This is a genomic window from Clostridium sp. Marseille-Q2269 (genome assembly GCF_943736985.1).
Taxonomy (GTDB): Bacteria; Bacillota; Clostridia; order Clostridiales; family Clostridiaceae; genus Clostridium_F.
On the sequence record NZ_CALSFS010000001.1, the window covers coordinates 18,942 to 38,210 of the forward strand.

Annotated in this window: 11 protein-coding genes; 9 read left to right on the forward strand and 2 right to left on the reverse strand. The window is 28.4% G+C overall.

Annotated elements, in window-relative coordinates; translation table 11 throughout:
• Window positions 1–229: 229 nt before the first annotated feature.
• From NGI68_RS00075 to NGI68_RS00090, 4 genes are all read left to right on the forward strand, one after another.
• Window positions 230–2,767 (forward strand): immune inhibitor A domain-containing protein, encoded by a 2,538-nt coding sequence (locus tag NGI68_RS00075; RefSeq protein WP_251859445.1) that lies wholly within the window; start codon window positions 230–232, stop codon window positions 2,765–2,767.
• A 217-nt stretch (window positions 2,768–2,984) separates the two neighbouring features.
• A complete protein-coding gene (locus NGI68_RS00080; protein WP_251859446.1) occupies window positions 2,985–3,800 on the forward strand; it encodes an alpha/beta fold hydrolase in 816 nt (271 codons plus the stop codon).
• 494 nt (window positions 3,801–4,294) lie between these two features.
• A complete protein-coding gene (gene gltB / locus NGI68_RS00085) occupies window positions 4,295–8,815 on the forward strand; it encodes a glutamate synthase large subunit (protein WP_251859447.1) in 4,521 nt (1,506 codons plus the stop codon).
• Between the two features lie 16 nt (window positions 8,816–8,831).
• A complete protein-coding gene (locus tag NGI68_RS00090; RefSeq protein ID WP_251859448.1) occupies window positions 8,832–10,268 on the forward strand; it encodes a glutamate synthase subunit beta in 1,437 nt (478 codons plus the stop codon).
• Between the two features lie 181 nt (window positions 10,269–10,449).
• Here the strand turns inward: NGI68_RS00090 and NGI68_RS00095 are convergent, their stop codons facing one another.
• Complete coding sequence (locus NGI68_RS00095) at window positions 10,450–10,608, reverse strand: hypothetical protein (protein ID WP_251859449.1); 159 nt, start codon at window positions 10,606–10,608, stop codon at window positions 10,450–10,452.
• A 227-nt stretch (window positions 10,609–10,835) separates the two neighbouring features.
• Here NGI68_RS00095 and NGI68_RS00100 point away from each other — a divergent pair, with 227 nt between their 5' ends.
• From NGI68_RS00100 to NGI68_RS00110, 3 genes are all read left to right on the forward strand, one after another.
• Window positions 10,836–12,302 carry an ABC transporter permease gene (locus tag NGI68_RS00100; RefSeq protein ID WP_251859450.1) on the forward strand — a complete coding sequence of 489 codons (1,467 nt, stop codon included), beginning with the start codon at window positions 10,836–10,838 and terminating at the stop codon, window positions 12,300–12,302.
• A 13-nt stretch (window positions 12,303–12,315) separates the two neighbouring features.
• Complete coding sequence (locus NGI68_RS00105; protein ID WP_251859451.1) at window positions 12,316–12,987, forward strand: ABC transporter ATP-binding protein; 672 nt, start codon at window positions 12,316–12,318, stop codon at window positions 12,985–12,987.
• A 291-nt stretch (window positions 12,988–13,278) separates the two neighbouring features.
• Window positions 13,279–13,917: a TVP38/TMEM64 family protein gene (locus NGI68_RS00110; protein WP_251859452.1), complete on the forward strand. Its 639-nt coding sequence runs from the start codon at window positions 13,279–13,281 to the stop codon at window positions 13,915–13,917.
• Between the two features lie 321 nt (window positions 13,918–14,238).
• Here NGI68_RS00110 and NGI68_RS00115 read toward each other — a convergent pair whose 3' ends face one another.
• Window positions 14,239–14,682: a MarR family winged helix-turn-helix transcriptional regulator gene (locus NGI68_RS00115; RefSeq protein WP_251859453.1), complete on the reverse strand. Its 444-nt coding sequence runs from the start codon at window positions 14,680–14,682 to the stop codon at window positions 14,239–14,241.
• A gap of 368 nt (window positions 14,683–15,050) precedes the next feature.
• Between NGI68_RS00115 and NGI68_RS00120 the strand changes: the two genes are divergently transcribed.
• Both NGI68_RS00120 and NGI68_RS00125 read left to right on the forward strand, forming a co-directional pair.
• On the forward strand, window positions 15,051–17,348 hold the full coding sequence (locus NGI68_RS00120) for an ABC transporter ATP-binding protein (protein WP_251859454.1): 2,298 nt from the start codon (window positions 15,051–15,053) through the stop codon (window positions 17,346–17,348).
• Window positions 17,345–19,201, forward strand: a complete 1,857-nt coding sequence (locus NGI68_RS00125; RefSeq protein WP_251859455.1) for an ABC transporter ATP-binding protein — start codon at window positions 17,345–17,347, stop codon at window positions 19,199–19,201. Before NGI68_RS00120 ends, NGI68_RS00125 begins: the two co-directional genes overlap by 4 nt.
• The last annotated feature ends 68 nt before the right edge of the window (window positions 19,202–19,269 follow it).

The window sequence follows — 19,269 nt, forward strand, 5'->3', positions numbered from 1 at the left end:
AGTAATGAATTATAATGAAAACTTTAATATTTATAATTCATAAATATTAAAGATAAAAATAGTGTGTGAAAATTTATAATCAAATTTCTCATATACTATTTTTAATTTGTAAAAAATTTGGCAAATTTCAATTTAAAACATTGTTTTCTATGTAAAATTATTGTAAAATTTACATTGTACTCCTTGCAATTATTATTTTATATATCCTATTGAAAGGTGGCTAATGTATATGTTAAGTAAAAAAACTTTGTGCAAAATTTTTGCAATAGCTTTTATTGTTGCAATTATTACACCTTCCTTTAAAGCTAACGCAAAAGAAGAAAATAATGTATTTAAAAAACCTATGCCTAAAGTAGAAAGACACCCTTGGAATGGAACGATTTATAAGGCAAAACCATTAGTAGTACTAATGGAATATAAAGATTATAAACATACAGAAATTAATGCCAAGGATAAAAAGAGTATAGACGATTTTAATTATGCTAAATACAAAGATGAGGACTATACAAAAGAGCATTATCAGAATATATTTTTTGGAGAAAATACTTATAAAGGGCCGGATGGAAAAGAATATGTTTCTATGAGAAGGCATCTTTTTGAGGAGTCTGGTGGTAGCTTTGATTTTAATGGGTCTGTTGCTGGATGGTATGAAACTAAATATAATGCCAAATATTATGGTGCTCTAGATCCACTTTATACTAATGGAGGAACGGATCAAAATAATACAGCTAAGTTAGCTTTAGAAGCTCTTGACAATGTATCAAAAGATCCTAATGTCGATTTATCAAAATATGATGTGGAAGATCCAATGGATATAGATGGAGATGGGAATTTCTTTGAGCCAGATGGAGTTGTAGATACTTTAATTGTTCTTCACACTGGTATTGGAGAAGAATATGGTGGAGGATCTTTAGGGGAAGATTCAATTTGGCCTTTTCAAGGAAAATTCTATGAATACGGAGCTGCTGGTTATACTATGCCTGAAGTAAAGGATTCTAAAGGAAACAATATGAAAGCCTGTAAGTTTATATCAATGGAACAAAATTTACCACCAGATTTAATGGTCCATGAATATGGTCATTATTTAGGGTTGCCAGACCTTTATGGTTATGATGGTAGTAATCCGCCAGTGCAATATTGGTCTCAAATGGGTGGAAGTTATACAGGTCCAGTTTGTGGTGTATATCCATTAAGCTATGGTGGTTTTGGACGTAATATGTTACAAGAAATTGGTAGAAAGAAGAATGTAGAATTAAACTGGGCAAAAGATAAGACAGTTTATTTAGATCAATTGAAGGGAAGAGGACAAACTATAACTTTAGATGAGGAATCAGTAAATGGTTCAAATTTGAATCTTATAAATATAAAATTACCAAGTAATGAAATAAAAACTGTTACTGCTTCAACTGGTAAAAATATGTTTCACAGCGGAGCACCAGTTTATGATATGCGAAATTCTATGGAACTAAAAAAGCCTTTAGATTTAACTAAGACCAAAAATGCATCTATTAAATTCAAAGCCTTGTATGATCTAGCAGTTAATGATGATTTCGCATCTGTACAAGTTAGAGAAAAAGGAAGTAATAAATGGGTTTCTGTACGTGGAAATATAACCACAACAGAAAATCCTAAAGATACTACACCAAATGATGAATTAGATAGAAATCCAGGCCACGGTATAAATGGTTCATCTAATGCTAAATGGGTAGATGCTAGTTTTGACTTGAAAGATTTTATAGGAAAACAGATAGATCTTAGAATATTTAATTGGACATTTGATATGTCAACTCATGCAGGAATATATGTGGATGATGTAAACATAATTGTAGATAATAAGGTTATTATATTCGATGGAGCAGAAGATTCTAAAAAAACTGCATTTAATTTTAATGATTTTAAAATTACTGATGGAACTAATAGTGGAAATCGTTCATATATTTTAGAATTAAGAAATCATGCTAATTCAAATGTGGATAAATCTCTAGGAGGACCTCTTAGAAAATCTATACCTGGAGATGTAGTGCATGATGCAGGCTTATTAATTTGGTATGCAAATGGTGATTACAAAGAACAAAATGTTAGTAAACATCCTGGATATGCTATGGCCGGAGTTATAGATGCAGATCAAAATCCAGTTATTGCTACTAGATCAGATAATTCTAAAACTGTAGATAAGGTAATGTATCAGCTTAGGGATGCAGCTTTTGGATTAAGAGAGCAAACTCCATTGAAGCTTAACTGGTCAAATGGAACTATTACAGAAGATACTTCTTTAATGATGAATCCAATATTTGATGATTCTAAAGATTATTCAAACAAAGAGATTACTCAAGGGGGATTAATATTGCCCAACAATGGAGTTATGGCATTCGTAACAGAAGAAAATGGAAGTATTAGTAGTAGTAAAGTTCATATTACTGCTAAAGATGTGAGAAGACCTACATGTCAAGATACAAGAGAAATTGAGCATATAAAAGTTGAAAATAATAAAGTTTATATAACTACTGATAAAAAATATTCAGATACTGCATACGTAAGTTATTTATCTTCAGATGGAAAAACTGAAAATAAGATTAAGTTAAACTATAATAGAAGTAAAAAGGCCTATGAAGGAGATATAAGTTTTGCAGCAACAAAAGGTAATTGGAAAATTAATTATATAATTATATCTGATTCAGATAAAAACACAAAAGCTTTTTATAATATAAAAGTTAATAAAGTATTTGGTTCTGATTTAAGCAAAGGTAATATAACTTTAAGAAAATAAGTTAAAAATAGGACAGATTGTATTATTATTAATTTAAAAGAATAACTATTGTATCACTTGATATATAAATTTTATATCAAGTGATATATTTTTTGTAATATTTAAGATTTATTTTTTAAATATTATTTGTAAGTATGAAATAATAAATCATATTCACTTATTTCCATATGGTGGAATAAACTTATAATGTAAGAATTTTATTATAAGGGGTATTTGTATGGGATATTATGTTAAAGTTCAATCAGATGTAAAACTTTATGTGGAAGATCTTAATCCAAAGGGGAAAAAGACATTATTATTTTTACATGGATGGCCTGGCAGTCACAACTTATTTGAATATCAATTTAATCAACTTCCTAAAATGGGATATAGATGTATAGGTATAGATCAAAGGGGATTTGGTGAATCAGATAAGCCTTTTACAGGATATTCTTATGATAGATTGTCAGATGATGTTAGATGTGTAATTGAAGCCCTTGAATTAAAGAACGTTACATTAATTGGACATTCCACAGGAGGAGCCATTGCCATTAGATATATGGCAAGACATAATGAGTTTGGAATATCTAAACTTGTTCTTTGCGCAGCAGCAGCTCCTAGTCTTATTAAGCGTCCATATTTTCCTTATGGATTAGAAAGGGAAGTTGTAGAGGATATTATTAAAGGAACATATACGGATCGTCCTAACATGTTAGATGACTTTGGGAATATATTCTTCTTTAAGTATATAACTAAACCTTTTTCACAGTGGTTTTTAAATTTAGGATTACAGGCTGCAGGGTGGTCTACTGCAGCAATTGCAAATACCTGGCTGGATGAGGAAGGATTATTTTCTGATCTTAAGAAAATAACTGTTCCTACTTTGATTCTTCATGGTATTCACGATAAAGTTTGTTTATTTCCATTGGCAGAAGCACAGAAGAAAGGTATTAAAAATTCAAAACTTATTCCATTTAAATATAGTGGTCATGGATTATTTTATGATGAGATGGAAAAGTTCAATAAAGAACTGGAGCAATTTGTTAGAAAATAATATAAACATTAAATAATATTCTTGTAATAAAGGTAAGAAATTTAATCCCTATTATTAATTTCTTACCTTTATTATATTTGAAATTTAAATTTAAGTAAATCCTAGAAAAAATAAGTATATAAGCTTAATATTGATAATTATTAAAGTTATATTAACATTATTAGGATTCAAGTAAATATTTTAAGGAATTTAATAAGTAAGAACTTAGATTATTAAATATGGGGATATTAACTTTTTTATATGAAAAAATTGTATAAAGATATAAAATATAGTTTATGAAATGGTTTTACAATCCTAATTTTAGCAAGAGTTTTAAGAAATAATTTCATCATAACTTATAATAAGTATATAAATGCAGTAAAAAAGTATAGAAACATATATAAAAATGAAATTTTTATATTGATTTAATTCAATATTCTATATATAATTACAATTAAAATATTTACGTTTAAAAGACACAATATTTTTGCATAAAGAAAAAAGGGGGGGAATAAATGATAAACAGTATAGGTTTTCCTAAAAAACAAGGGTTATATAATCCACAATTTGAAAAAGATAATTGTGGGGTAGGATTTATAGCAAATGTTAAAGGAGAAAAAACTCACAGTATAGTGACAAAAGCTTTAGAAATTTTAGTTAACTTAACACATAGAGGAGCTGTGGGATCTGATCCTAAAACTGGTGACGGAGCAGGGGTGTTAGTCCAAATACCAGATGAATTTTTAAGAATAAACTGTTATAATCTCGGTATTGAACTTCCAAAGTTTTCAGAGTATGCAGTTGGTATGACTTTTTTGCCTAGAGAAACTGCTATAAGATATCAATGTGAAGGTATATTTGAAAGAGTAGCAGAGGAAGAAGGACAAAAAATATTAGGTTGGAGAGATGTACCAACAGATAATAGATCTATAGGAGAAACTGCAAAAGGTACAGAGCCTGTCATAAGACAAATATTTATTAAAAGATGTAATTGTAATAAAGAAGAATTTGAAAGAAAATTATATATAATAAGAAAAAAAGCAGAAAATGAAGTTAATAAATTAATAGATAAAAGTAATGAATATTTTTATGTATGCAGTCTTTCTAGTAAAACAATAATTTATAAAGGTCTTTTATTGGCAGATCAGATAAGCAAATACTATGTAGACTTAAACGATATAAATTTTAAAAGTTCTATAGCTTTAGTTCATCAAAGATTCAGTACAAATACTTTCCCTACTTGGGATTTAGCTCAACCTTTTAGATATTTAGCTCATAATGGAGAAATAAATACTATAAGAGGAAATAGAAACTGGATGCATGCAAGAGAAGGGCTTTTAAAATCGGATGTGTTTAAAAAAGATATTAAAAATTTATTTCCTATAGTTGTTCCAAATGGAAGTGACTCAGCTTCTTTAGATAATGTATTTGAACTTCTTAATAAGGATGGGAGAAATGTTGTTCATTCTATGAGAATGCTTATTCCAGAAGCCTGGGAAAAAGATGATTTTATGGATGAAGACACTAAAGCTTTTTATGAATACCATTCGTCCCTTATGGAACCTTGGGATGGACCAGCTGCTGTATTTTTTACTGATGGAGAAAAAGTAGGAGCAACATTAGACAGAAATGGATTAAGACCCTGTAAATATGTAATTACAAAAGATGGGGATATCATAATGGCATCAGAACTTGGTGTTTTGAAATTTAATCCAGAAAACATAATGAAAAGAGGAAGATTAGAACCAGGAAAAATGCTTTTAGTAGACACTAAAGAAAAAAGCATTCTAGAAAATGACGAATTAATTAAGAAATTCTGTAGTAATAAATGTTATAAAGAAGCTGTTAAAAATAGTAAATATACTCTTGAAGATTTTAATTTAGAATATAATGCAGAAAAACCTAATGTAAATGATGAACTTTTAAAAGAAAAACAACAAGCTTTTGGTTATTCATTAGAAGATTTAAGAGTAATAATTAAAATCATGGCAGAAAATGGATCAGAACCTATAGGATCAATGGGAAATGATACGCCTTTAGCTGTATTATCTAACAAATCCCAACTGTTATTTTCATATTTTAGGCAATTATTTGCTCAAGTTACAAATCCACCTATAGATCCAATAAGAGAAGGAATAGTTATGTCTCTTACAAATTATATTGGATTTCAAAATAATTTATTAGATAAAGAAAGAAAAATTTCACCTTTTATATGTATAGACAAACCAATTTTATCAAATGAACAAATGTATAAAATAAAAAATTTAAGAACAAATGATTTTAAATCCACAACTATACCTATAATTTTTAAAGCAGATAGTGGAATTGAAGGATTTAAAGAAACTTTAGATATTATATGTGAAAGAGCAGAAAAAAGAGCTAGTGAAGGATATAATATTATAGTCTTGAGTGATAGAAAAGTAGATGATTATGATGCAGCCATCCCAAGCTTACTTGCGGTATCAGCAGTACATCATCATCTTATAAAAAAGAAAAGTAGAACTAAGGTATCTATTATAATTGAAACAGCAGAATCAAGAGAAACTACTCATTTTGCGCTTTTAATAGGATATGGAGCAACAGCTGTAAACCCTTATCTTGCATATGAAACAGTAAGAAGCATGGTTTTAGATAAAACAATAGAAAACTTAGATGAAACTAAGGCTATAGAAAATTATATACAAGCTGTATGTAAAGGACTTATGAAAATACTTTCAAAGATGGGGATATGTACAATTCAAAGTTATCATGGAGCTCAAATATTTGAAATACTTGGACTTAATGAAGAGTTTGTAAATAAATATTTTGACGGAACACCTTCTACAATAGGAGGAATAGACATAGAGGATGTAGCAGAAGAAGTGTTAGAAAGACATAATAAAGCCTTTAATAAGTTAAGGAAACCTGAGAATGAATTAGATGTTGGAGGAATATATTCTTGGAGAAAGGAAGGAGAATTTCATCTTTTTAATCCAGAAACAATATATAAACTTCAGTTAGCAGCAAGAAATAATAGCTATGAAATATTTAAAGAATATACAAGTATATCAGATAACCAAAGTGAAAATTTATGTACAATAAGAGGGCTTCTAAAGTTTACCAAGTTCAATCATATTCCTATAGAGGAAGTAGAGCCTATATCACAAATAGTTAAAAGATTTTGTACTGGAGCTATGTCTTTAGGATCTTTAAGTAAGGAAGCACATGAAACTATAGCTATAGCTATGAATAGACTAGGTGGAAAAAGTAATTCTGGTGAAGGTGGAGAAGACGAAGCTAGATATAAAGTAAATAGTAATGGAGATAGTAAAAGAAGTGCTATAAAACAAGTAGCTTCTGCAAGATTCGGAGTTACAGCAAATTATCTTGCCAATGCAGATGAATTGCAAATAAAGGTTGGACAAGGAGCTAAACCGGGTGAAGGGGGACATCTTCCAGGAAATAAAGTTGACAATTATATAGCCAAAATAAGAAATTCTACTGCAGGAATAGATTTGATATCTCCACCGCCTCATCACGATATATATTCAATAGAAGATTTAGCTCAACTTATATATGATTTAAAGTCAGCCAACACAGATAGTAGAATTAGTGTAAAACTTGTATCAGAAGCAGGAGTTGGAACTGTAGCAGCTGGAGTTGCTAAAGCCCATGCAGATGTAATACTTATAAGTGGACATGACGGAGGTAGTGGAGCAGCACCACTTTCTTCTATGAGAAATGCTGCTATTCCTTGGGAGATAGGACTCTCAGAAGCACATCAAGTTTTAATGCTGAACAATTTAAGAAGCAGAGTAAGGCTTCAAACAGATGGAAAACTGAAGACAGGAAGAGATGTTATTATTGCTGCACTTCTTGGAGCAGAAGAATTTGGATTTGCAACTACAGCACTAGTAGTACTTGGATGTACACTTCTTCGTAACTGTCATTGTAACACTTGTGATATGGGAGTTGCAACTCAAGATAAAGAACTTAGAAAATGTTTTAAAGGTAAGCCGGAACATATTATAAATTTCTTTACATTTATAGCTAAGGAAGTTAGAGAATATATGGCTTTACTAGGATTTAGAACTATGAATGAAATGATAGGTAGAGTAGATATACTTGAGAAACGTGAAGATATTAAGCATAAAAAAGCAAATAAGTTAGATTTAGATAAGATTTTATATAAGCCAGATATGCCAAATAGAATAAAATCTTACTGTGTTTTAGCACAAGATCATGGAATAGATAAATCCATGGATTATATACTTCTAGAAGCTTCAGCTAAAGTATTTGAAGAAAAGAAAAAAGTTGTAGGAAACTTTGAAATAAAAAATACTGATAGAACCGTAGGAACAATGTTAAGTGGTAAAATAGCTAAAGCTTTTGGTCAACATGGCCTTAAAGAAGATACAATGATATTCAATTTTAAAGGATTTGCAGGCCAAAGTTTTGGGGCTTATTGCGTTAAAGGACTTACATTAGTTTTAGAAGGAGGAGCTAACGACTATGTAGCTAAAGGGTTATCTGGGGCTAAAGTAATTATTAAAAATCCAAAAGAAAGTCCATGCGTTGCTGAAGAAAACTTCATAGCAGGTAATACTATATTGTATGGAGCCACATCAGGTGAAGTTTATATAAATGGAATGGTTGGAGAACGTTTTGCAGTAAGAAACAGTGGTGCAAATGCTGTTGTAGAAGGTGTAGGAGATCATTGTTGTGAGTATATGACCGGGGGAATAGTAGTGGTTATAGGAAAAGTAGGAAGAAATTTTGGAGCAGGCATGAGTGGTGGAATTGCTTATGTTTTAGATGAAGATAATAGTATTAGTAAAAAATGTACTGAAAAATCTATTGTAACAGAAGAATTAAATTTAAATAGTGAAAAAGAAGTTTATGATTTGATAGAAAAACATTATAAATATACTGAAAGTTTTAAAGCTAAAAACATATTAGATAATTTTTCAAAATATAAGAGTATGTTTAAAAGAGTTATACCAAAAGAATATAAGAATATAATACAAAAAAATGATTTAGAAGGAAAAGTTTCTTAATAAGGGGGTGTATTCAGTGGGTAAAATAACAGGATTTAAAGAGTTTGATAGAAAAAATTTTAATAAACGTCCTATAGAAGAAAGAGTAAAAGATTATAAAAAAGTATATGTACCTTTAAATGATAGTAATATGAAAGAGCAAGCATCAAGATGCATGGAGTGTGGAACCCCATTTTGTAACTTTGGATGTCCTCTTTCAAATGTAGCACCAGATTTTAATGATTTATTTTATAGGGGTCAATACAAAAAAGCTTATGAAAGATTAGCAAGAACAAATGATTTCCCAGAATTCACAGGTAGGATATGCCCTGCATTATGTGAGGCTGCATGTACTTTAGGAATCAATAGACAAGCTGTCTGCATAAGGGAAATAGAACAATCTATAATAGAAAAAGCATTTAAAGAAGAATTTGTGAAAAAAGACCATCCTAAAGTTAGAACAGGGAAGAATATATGTATAGTGGGATCAGGTCCAGCAGGACTTTCAGTAGCCTCACAGCTTAATTCAGTAGGACATCAAGTTACAGTGTTTGAAAAGAATAATAAACCGGGAGGACTTTTAAGATACGGTATTCCAGATTTTAAATTAGAAAAGTCTATAATAGATAGAAGAATAGACATAATGGAAAAACAAGGAGTTAGATTTAAAACTAGTGTAGAAGTTGGAAAAGATGTATTATTAGAAGAAATTTTTGAAGAGTTTCATGCTATTGTTTTAACAGGTGGATGTGCTGTTCCAAGAGATTTAAAAATAGAAGGAAGAGAGTTAGAAGGAATACATTTTGCTGTAGATTATTTATCTCAGCAAAATAAGAGAGTTTCTAAAGAAAAATTTGAAGAAGAAGAAATAAATGCTAAAGATAAAAATGTAGTAGTTATTGGTGGTGGAGATACAGGATCTGATTGTATTGGTACTGCTATAAGGCAAGGTGCTAAAAAAGTTCATCAAATTGAAATAATGCCAAAACCAAGTGAAAAAAGAGATGAATCTAGTCCGTGGCCTACTTATCCTAGAATATTAAAAACTACAACTTCTCACGAAGAAGGCGGAGAAAGAGAATGGAATGTCCTTACTAAAGATATTAAAGGAACTAATGGGAAAGTAGAAAAATTAATTTGTTCTAAAGTTTCTTGGAATAAAGATGACAATGGAAAATTTATTATGAAGGAAATAGAAAATAGTGAATTTGAAATTAAAGTTGATTTGATCTTAATAGCTATGGGATTTTTACATCCTAAAGTTCATGGTATTATAAATGAACTTTGTTTAAAGCTAGATGAGAGAGGAAATGTTTATACAGATAAAAATGGAATTACTAGTATTCAAGGAGTATTCTGTGCTGGAGATATGGCAACAGGACAATCTTTAGTAGTAAAAGCTATTAAAAGTGGTAGAGAAGTTTCTAAGACTGTAGATGAATATTTAATGGGGAGTACATTTTTAAAAGGATAACAATTATATACAAAAGCTACCTTAATAATATTTAAGGTAGTTTTTATTTGCACATATTTCCTATATATCATATAAATTACTTAGTTTATTATTAAAAAGTTATAAATTTAGAAATTATATATTAATTCATAGTTTAATTTTAAGGTGATCACAAATTTTGGTAAAAAATAAATTTGTTCTTTTATTCATTATTTCCCCTAAGTTTCTGGGTTACAAAAATGATAATTATACCTATTAAAGAATACCCAACATATTTAATTTTGGCTTCATAAGGAAGCGTTAATAATATTAGTAACCAAACTATAGCTGTAACTATACAGTCTCTCTTTAGACTTGTCATTAAATAGCTCTCCTTTTTAGATGACTTAGTATTACTTTCTGTATTTAACTGTTTTTACACAAATACAATGCCATTATAGCATATTTTTTAAAGTATCCTATGATTCAATAATGATTTTAGCATATTTTTATTTTATATAAAAAACAAATTAACTTCACAGAAAACACATAAATTTTTATTAGAATAATCTTTGTAAGAAGCTTATAGTACTTAGGAGGTTATACAGTATGAATTTTTTCAAAAGAGCTATGTTGAGTATAGCAAAAAAGAAAATAAAATCATTAATACTATTTGTTGTACTCATAATAATTGCCAATATGGTTTTGGTAGGATTATCTATACAAACTGCTACAAGAAAATCAACAGAATTAGCTAGACAGAAATTAGGCAGTGATGTAACACTTACAATTAATAAAGAGAAGCTGATGGAGGAAAGAAGAAATAATAAGAATACACAGAAAATTGCTAAACCAGTCTTAACCTCAGATATTGCAGATGCTTTAAAAAATAATGAACATGTAACTCAGTATAATTATATTTCTTCAAGTTTTGGACTCGCTAAGAATTTTGAAAATGTAAAAAATGAAGAAAGTAATCAGGATACTACTTCAGAAGAGGGTTTAGAAAAAACAAAAGGTATGTTTAAAATGAAGGGAAACAAGTTTTCTACTATGCCAGAAGTTTCTTTTTCAGGTACTATAACCACGAATCTTTTATCTGATTTTAAAGATGGGGATAGTAAAATTATAGAAGGCAGAGGAATTACACAGAATGATACGGGGAAAAATGTAGCTGTAGTTGAGACAAATTTAGCTAAAGAAAATAACTTGAAAGTGGGAAGTAAAATACAAGTGTCTTCTGTAGATGAGAATACTACATTGGAATTTGAAATTGTAGGGATATATGAGGCAAAAGTAAATGCTAATAATAAAAATATGGATTTTTTAAATCCATACAACAAGATATACATGCCATATAATATAGCTTCTAAGCTTTCCGAAAGTGATGATAGTAATATCAAAAATATTACTTCTGCAGTATATTTTATGGACAATCCTAGCAATATAGAAAGTTTTAAACAATATGCAAAGAATAATAAAATAGACTTAGAAAAATATACATTAGATGCTAACGATTTATTGTATAAACAAATGGTAGGACCTATTGAAAATGTAGGATCTTTCTCAAAAACTTTAGTAACAACTGTGTCTATTGCTGGTGCAATGATTCTAGTACTTATAATAGCATTATCTCTTAAGGATAGAAAATATGAAATAGGGGTATTACTATCCCTTGGAGAAAGTAAGTTTAAAGTGATTTTTCAATTAGTAATTGAAGTGCTATTAGTAGCTTTTATAGCCTTTGGAACTTCAATATTTACAGGAAATTTAGCTGCTAATAAAATAGGACATAGTTTACTTTCAAAAGAAGTTAAGGTAACACAGTCTTCCTCAATGCAATATAGAGATAATTTTAATGGACAAGGTGACATGGAAGAAAAAGAACATAAAAGGATGAATAAAAATAAGCTAAAAAATGCAGATCTAGTAAAAGATATGGATGTCTCAGTAACTTCAAAAGATCTACAAAAATTAGCTGTTATAGGATTACTTATAGTAATAGCTTCTGCATCTATACCAACTGTAGCTGTGCTAAGATTTAGCCCAAAAACTATATTAAGTAAAAGAGAATAGATGGAGGATATATATGAATACAGTATTGGAATTTAAAAATGTAAATTATAGTTATAAAGATGGTGGAAAAGAATTATTAATTCTAGATAATATAGATTTCAAATTTGAAAGTGGTAAATTTTACACTATATTAGGAGCCTCTGGATCAGGGAAAACCACTGCCCTATCCTTGGCTAGTGCATTAGATATACCTAAAAGTGGTGAAATACTATATGAAGATAGAGATGTAAAGAAAATCGGACTAACAAACTATAGAAATAAATATATAGGAATAGTATTTCAATCATACAATTTGATTAATTATATGACAAGTATACAAAATATAATTACTGCAATGGAAATTACTAAAAATGAAATTACAAATAAAAAGCAAAGGGCTTATGAATTGATAGAAAAAGTAGGTCTTACAAGAGAAGAAGGAGATAGAAGTGTACTAAATCTTAGTGGGGGACAGCAGCAAAGAGTAGCAATAGCAAGAGCAATATCTACTGATGCCAAGATTATACTGGCAGACGAGCCCACGGGGAATTTGGATAGTAAAACTTCCATGGATATAATAAAACTTTTTCAAAAATTAGCTCATGAGGATAATAAATGTATAATAATGGTAACTCATTCTCTTGAAATGGCTGATATGTCTGATGTAATCATAAACTTGGATAATAAAAAATTTAAGGCAAAATAAAAATCAGTAAATTTCATATTTTTAACTTATTTAAGGTGTAAGTAAAATTTTTTTATAGAAATAATCTTTATATTTAAGTTAGAAATACTTATATGGTGTTAAAAAGATTATGGTAAATATATAATTTTTTAAGCATAGTCATACTTGTAGAATTTTTCATCTTACAATATTATATTTCATCATAAAGTATAATATTGTGGGATGAAATATAAATTACTGATGTTAGTAATAATATAAAAAATAAAACATAATCTTATACTTCTATTTAAGGAGTAGTAGGAGGAATTAACTATGAAAATAAATAAAAAATGGTTGTTTTTTATTTCATGCATATTGTGGATTACATTAATATTTATTTTTAATAAATATGATTTTATGTCTTTTACTACAGAAAGTATGAAAAAATATTTAATCTCAAATAGAAAAGCAACAATGCTTGCTTTTCTAATATTATGGATAGTAAGATTATCTATATTATTACCTGGAGTTACATTAATAATATTAGGTGGAACTTTGTTTGGAACTACTAATGGATTTTTATTATCTATGGCAGGAATGATTTTAAGTGAAACCTTAATATACATAGTAGCTAGAGTATTCCCAAATTTAAACATAAAAAGTTTAATCAAAAGTAAATATGCGTATATGGAACCATTAATAATAAAGCATAATTATAAATTTTTAGCATTAGGCATAGTATGTCCTATAGCTCCCACGGATATAATATGTTTTTTATCATCTTCAATAGGATTAAGCTACATAAAATATATATTAACAATAATTATTTTTAACATACCTATGACAGTTATTTATAGTTATATAGGTATAAGTTACAAAGAATCCTTATTTAGTATTATGATACTTTGTTTATCAGTAATTATATTAATTTTATATACAATAAAAATTTGGAATGGTTTGAGAACAAATTAAGTGATACTATATTATTAGTATTATCTTATAAAGGATTGTTAATTATTTAAAGTTACATTATGATTCCGAAGTTAAGTTATAATGTGATTTTTAAATGATGTATATAGAACTTAGTCATAAAGGCTTCAAATCCATATAATTCTATGACACACTAAACATTGGAAATTAAATATTATTAAGGTGAAAATTGTTCTATTTTTTAATAAACTATTAATTTATAAGTTAATGTGGTCTATAATATAAAAGTAAGTAATGCTAAAAACTATAATTTATTTATATAAATTATAGTTTAATTAATTTGTATACTATTATGATAATAAGTTACTTTATTTTTAAAATAATGTTTTTTACTCCTGTTAAGTGAGTACTAAGATATTGTAAATCTTCTTCAGAAAGATTCTCTATTTTTTTTGCTAATAAACTTTTTAATAACTTTTGTTGATCTTTTATAAATGTAGAGCCTTTTTCTGTTAATTGAACCCTTATAACTCTTCTATCTTCTGGGTCAGTATATCTAGTAACCATACCTTCAGAGATCAATTTATCAATAATTGGAGTCATGTTAGGCTTAGATATTAATAAGTCCTTAGCAATTTGAGAAATAGAGCAATTTCCATGATGTTTAAGAAAAATGATAACTTTTACATGTGATTGAGGTATTCGTAAATTTTTCAATAATTCATCTGTACGAAAAAGTTTTTTATGTAAATCTAATAATAAATCGTATATATCCTGAGATATTACATTAAGCTCAGTAGTATTCATTTTTATCCTCCTTAGTCAAAAGTTAATGTTAATTACATTATATTGCATTTATAATAATTATACAATATGAAAAGTTATTGACATATAAAAAATATATAAATATAATAGTTATAAAGTTATAAATAATATATTTATGCATGTTAAAATTTTTAAATTTTAATTACATTATATTGTATTTATAATAATTATACAATATAAAAAGTTATTGACATATAAAATATATTAAAATATAATAGTTATACATTTATAATAATTTCATTTTTGCAATTAACCATATTATATACTTTGCAATAGAAATTATTTATTTTATTTATAAACAATATGATAATAGTTTTTATAAAATTTATGAAACGGAGAGATGATATTGAATGTTAAAGATAATAAAGCACTTAAAGCCTTTTGTAGTTTCAATACTTCTAGTATTAGGTCTTTTATTTGTTCAAGCAGTATGTGACCTATCGCTACCAGATTATATGTCCAATATTGTTAATGTGGGCATTCAACAAGGCGGAGTAAAGGAAGCGGTACCAAAAGTTATTCGTAAAAGTGAATTTGATAAAATTAAAGCTTTTGTAGATGAAAAAGATTTAAAAAAGGTAGAAGATAGTTATATACTTTTAGATAAGAAAAATCTTTCTCAAAGTGATTTTGACAATTATTTGAAAGATTATCCCAATCTAAAAAAAGAACCCATTTACAAATTAAATACAGAAGATAAAGATACAATAGATGAATTAAATAGTATATTAGGCAAGCCAATACTCATAGTTGGTGGCATGGAAAAATCTACTGTAGGTAGCAAAAACAATATGGTAAGTGGAGCAGCTTCAGGAAATAAAACAGATAAGATGAAACTGCAAAAAGAAATGTCTAAGAATGGAAAAATTCCTTCAAAGGCACAAATGCTAAAAGGAAATAATTCTCCATCTCAAATGCCAAAGGAACAAATAAAATTAATAAAAGAAAGTTTAGATAAGAAATTTAAGGATATGCCTGAAAGTATGGTTACACAATCAGCAGTTATTCTTATTAAGGATGAGTATAAAGCTATAGGAATAAATACAGATAAATTTCAATCAAGCTACATTGTTAAAGAAGGTATTAAGATGCTTCTTTTAGCTTTGGTTAGTATGGTAGCCACAGTTATGGTAGCTATGTTAGCATCAAGAGTAGCCGCAGGACTTGGAAGAAATCTTAGAGGTAAAGTATTTAAAAAAGTTACTAATTTTTCTAAAGGCGAATTTGATGAGTTTTCTACAGCATCTTTAATTACAAGAAGCACAAATGATATTCAACAAGTTCAAACTTTTATGGTGTTCTTGCTTAGAATAGTATTTTACGCTCCTATTTTAGGGGTTGGTGGAATACTTAAAGTACTTAAGACAGATACTTCTATGGGATGGATTATAGCTGTAGCAGTTGTTTCTATTTTAACTTTAGTTATTGTTTTATTTGGTATAGCTATACCTAAATTTAAAAAGGTTCAAAAATTGGTAGATAAAATAAACTTAGTAACTCGTGAATCTTTAATAGGAATGCTAGTTATACGTGCTTTTAATACTGAAAAACATGAAGAAGAAAAATTTGATGAAACTAATAAAGATTTAACAAAAACTAATTTATTTATAAATCGTGTAATGACACTTATGATGCCAATGATGATGTTAATTATGAATGTTATAACTTTATTGATTATATGGGTAGGATCTCATAGAGTGGATGCAGGAGCTATGCAAGTAGGAGATATGATGGCGTTCATGCAATATGCAATGCAAATAATTATGGCATTTTTAATGATTTCAATCGTATCAATTATGCTTCCACGTGCTTCAGTATCAGCTCAACGTATAGTTGAGGTTATAGATATACCTCTTTCTATTAATGATGTGGAAAGTCCAAAAGAATTTAATAATAATAAAAAAGGATATGTGAATTTTAAAAATGTTTCATTTAAATATCCAGGGGCAGAAAAAGATGTACTATCTAATATTACATTTGATGCAAAACCAGGTGAGACTACAGCGTTTATAGGAAGTACAGGAAGTGGTAAAACAACTTTAATGAACTTAATCCCTCGTTTTTATGATGCAACAGAAGGAAAGATATTAATAGATGATATTAATATAAAAGAAGTATCTCAAAGAGAATTAAGAGAAAAAATAGGATATGCATCACAAAAAGCTGTATTATTTTCAGGAACTATAGAAAGTAATATTAAATATGGTAATAGATCAGCAGACGAAAAAGATATAGAAAAAGCAGCTAAAATAGCCCAAGCTATGGAATTTATAGAATCTAAAGAAGATAGATTTAATGCAGAAGTATCTCAAGGTGGTACTAATGTTTCTGGAGGACAAAAACAAAGACTTTCTATTGCTCGTGCCATTGTGAAAAGGCCAGAAATATATATTTTTGATGATAGTTTTTCAGCACTTGACTTTAAAACTGATGCAACTTTACGTAGAGCTTTAAAAGATGAAACTAAAGAAAGTACAGTCTTGATTGTAGCTCAAAGAATAAGTACTATAATAGATGCAGATAAAATCATTGTATTAGATGAAGGAAAGATAGTGGGAACTGGTACTCATAGTGAATTGATGAAAAATTGTGAGGTTTATAAAGAAATTGCCTTCTCACAACTTTCAAAGGAGGAACTTTTAGCATGAGTAATAAAAAAGTAGAAAATGGAAGAAGAGGCGGATTTGGTCATGGTGGCCCTATAGGAAACTTTGAAAAGGCAAGAGATTTTAAAGGTACAATGGGTAAGTTAAGTAAATATATAATGCCTTATAGAATTGCTATAATATTTGTAGTTATCCTTGCTATAGGTAGTGCTGCCTTTTCTATAGTAGGACCTAAAATTTTAGGAAAAGCTACTACAAAGTTATTTGATGGCTTAGTACAAAAAGTTATGGGAGTAAAAGGAGCAGCAATTGATTTTGATTATATATGGAAAATTGTAATTTTGCTTCTTGGATTATATATAATAAGTGCTTTATTTTCTTTTATACAAGGATATATAATGTCAACAGTAGCTCAAAAGATTTCTTATAAGCTTAGACGTGAAATTTCAGAAAAAATAAATCGTATGCCACTTAAATATTTTGACAGTAGAACTCATGGAGATGTATTATCTAGAGTTACTAATGACGTAGATACAGTGAGTCAAACTTTAAATCAAAGTATGTCTCAGATAATAACCTCTATTATAACAATAATAGGTGTATTAATTATGATGCTATCTATAAGTTGGCAGATGACAATAGTATCTCTACTAATATTGCCAGTATCTATGCTAATTATAATGGCAGTAGTAAAAAAATCACAAAAATACTTTAAAGCTCAACAAAATGATTTAGGTAATATTAATGGTCATGTAGAAGAGATCTATAGTGGACATAGTATAATGAAGGCTTTCAATAGAGAAAAAGAAGCTATAGATAAGTTTGAAGAAGTAAATGATAAGCTTTATAGCTCAGCTTGGAAATCTCAATTTCTATCTGGAATGATGATGCCTATTATGTCTTTTATAGGCAATATAGGGTATGTGTTTGTATCTATTCTAGGTGGATGGCTTACTATAAAGAAAACTATTGAAGTTGGAGATATATTATCTTTTATTCAATATGTTAGAACTTTTACTCAACCTATAGCTCAAGTAGCTCAGATAGCAAATGTACTTCAATCTACAGCAGCAGCAGCAGAAAGAGTATTCGAATTTTTACAAGAAGATGACGAAGTTAAAGAAACAGAAAATCCTGTTAAGCTTCAACATGTTTCTGGTAAAGTTGAATTTAAAAATGTAAAGTTTGGATATAATCAAGACAAAACTATTATAAATGATTTTTCAGCTAAAATTAAACCAGGACAAAAAGTAGCTATTGTAGGACCAACAGGTGCAGGTAAAACTACTATTGTTAAGCTGTTAATGCGCTTTTATGATATAAATAGTGGTGGAATCTTTATAGATGATCATAACATACAAGATTTTAAAAGAGCAGATTTACGCAAAATGTTTGGTATGGTACTTCAAGATAGTTTTTTATTTACAGGTACTATAAAACAAAATATAGCATATGGAAAGCTTGATGCTACAGATGAAGATATAATTAAAGCAGCTAAATCAGCTCATGTTCATAGTTTTGTAGAAACATTGCCAAATGGATATAACATGGAACTAAATGAAGAAGCAAGTAATATATCTCAAGGTCAAAAACAATTATTGACTATTGCTCGTGCAATTTTATCAGATCCTAAAATATTAATATTAGATGAAGCAACAAGTTCTGTAGATACTCGTACAGAATTACTTATACAAAAAGCTATGGAAAATCTAATGAAGGGTAGAACAAGTTTTATAATTGCTCATAGATTATCTACTATTAGAGATGCAGATTTAATTCTTGTAATGAAGGATGGAGATATTGTAGAACAAGGTAACCATGAAGAATTATTACAATCTAAGGGATTCTATTATTCACTTTATAATAGTCAATTCCAAAATGAAGAAGTTTCTTAATATGAACTAGATTTATATAACAGTTATTAAAATAAATTTCATTTAATAAAAACTCCTTAACCAAATAA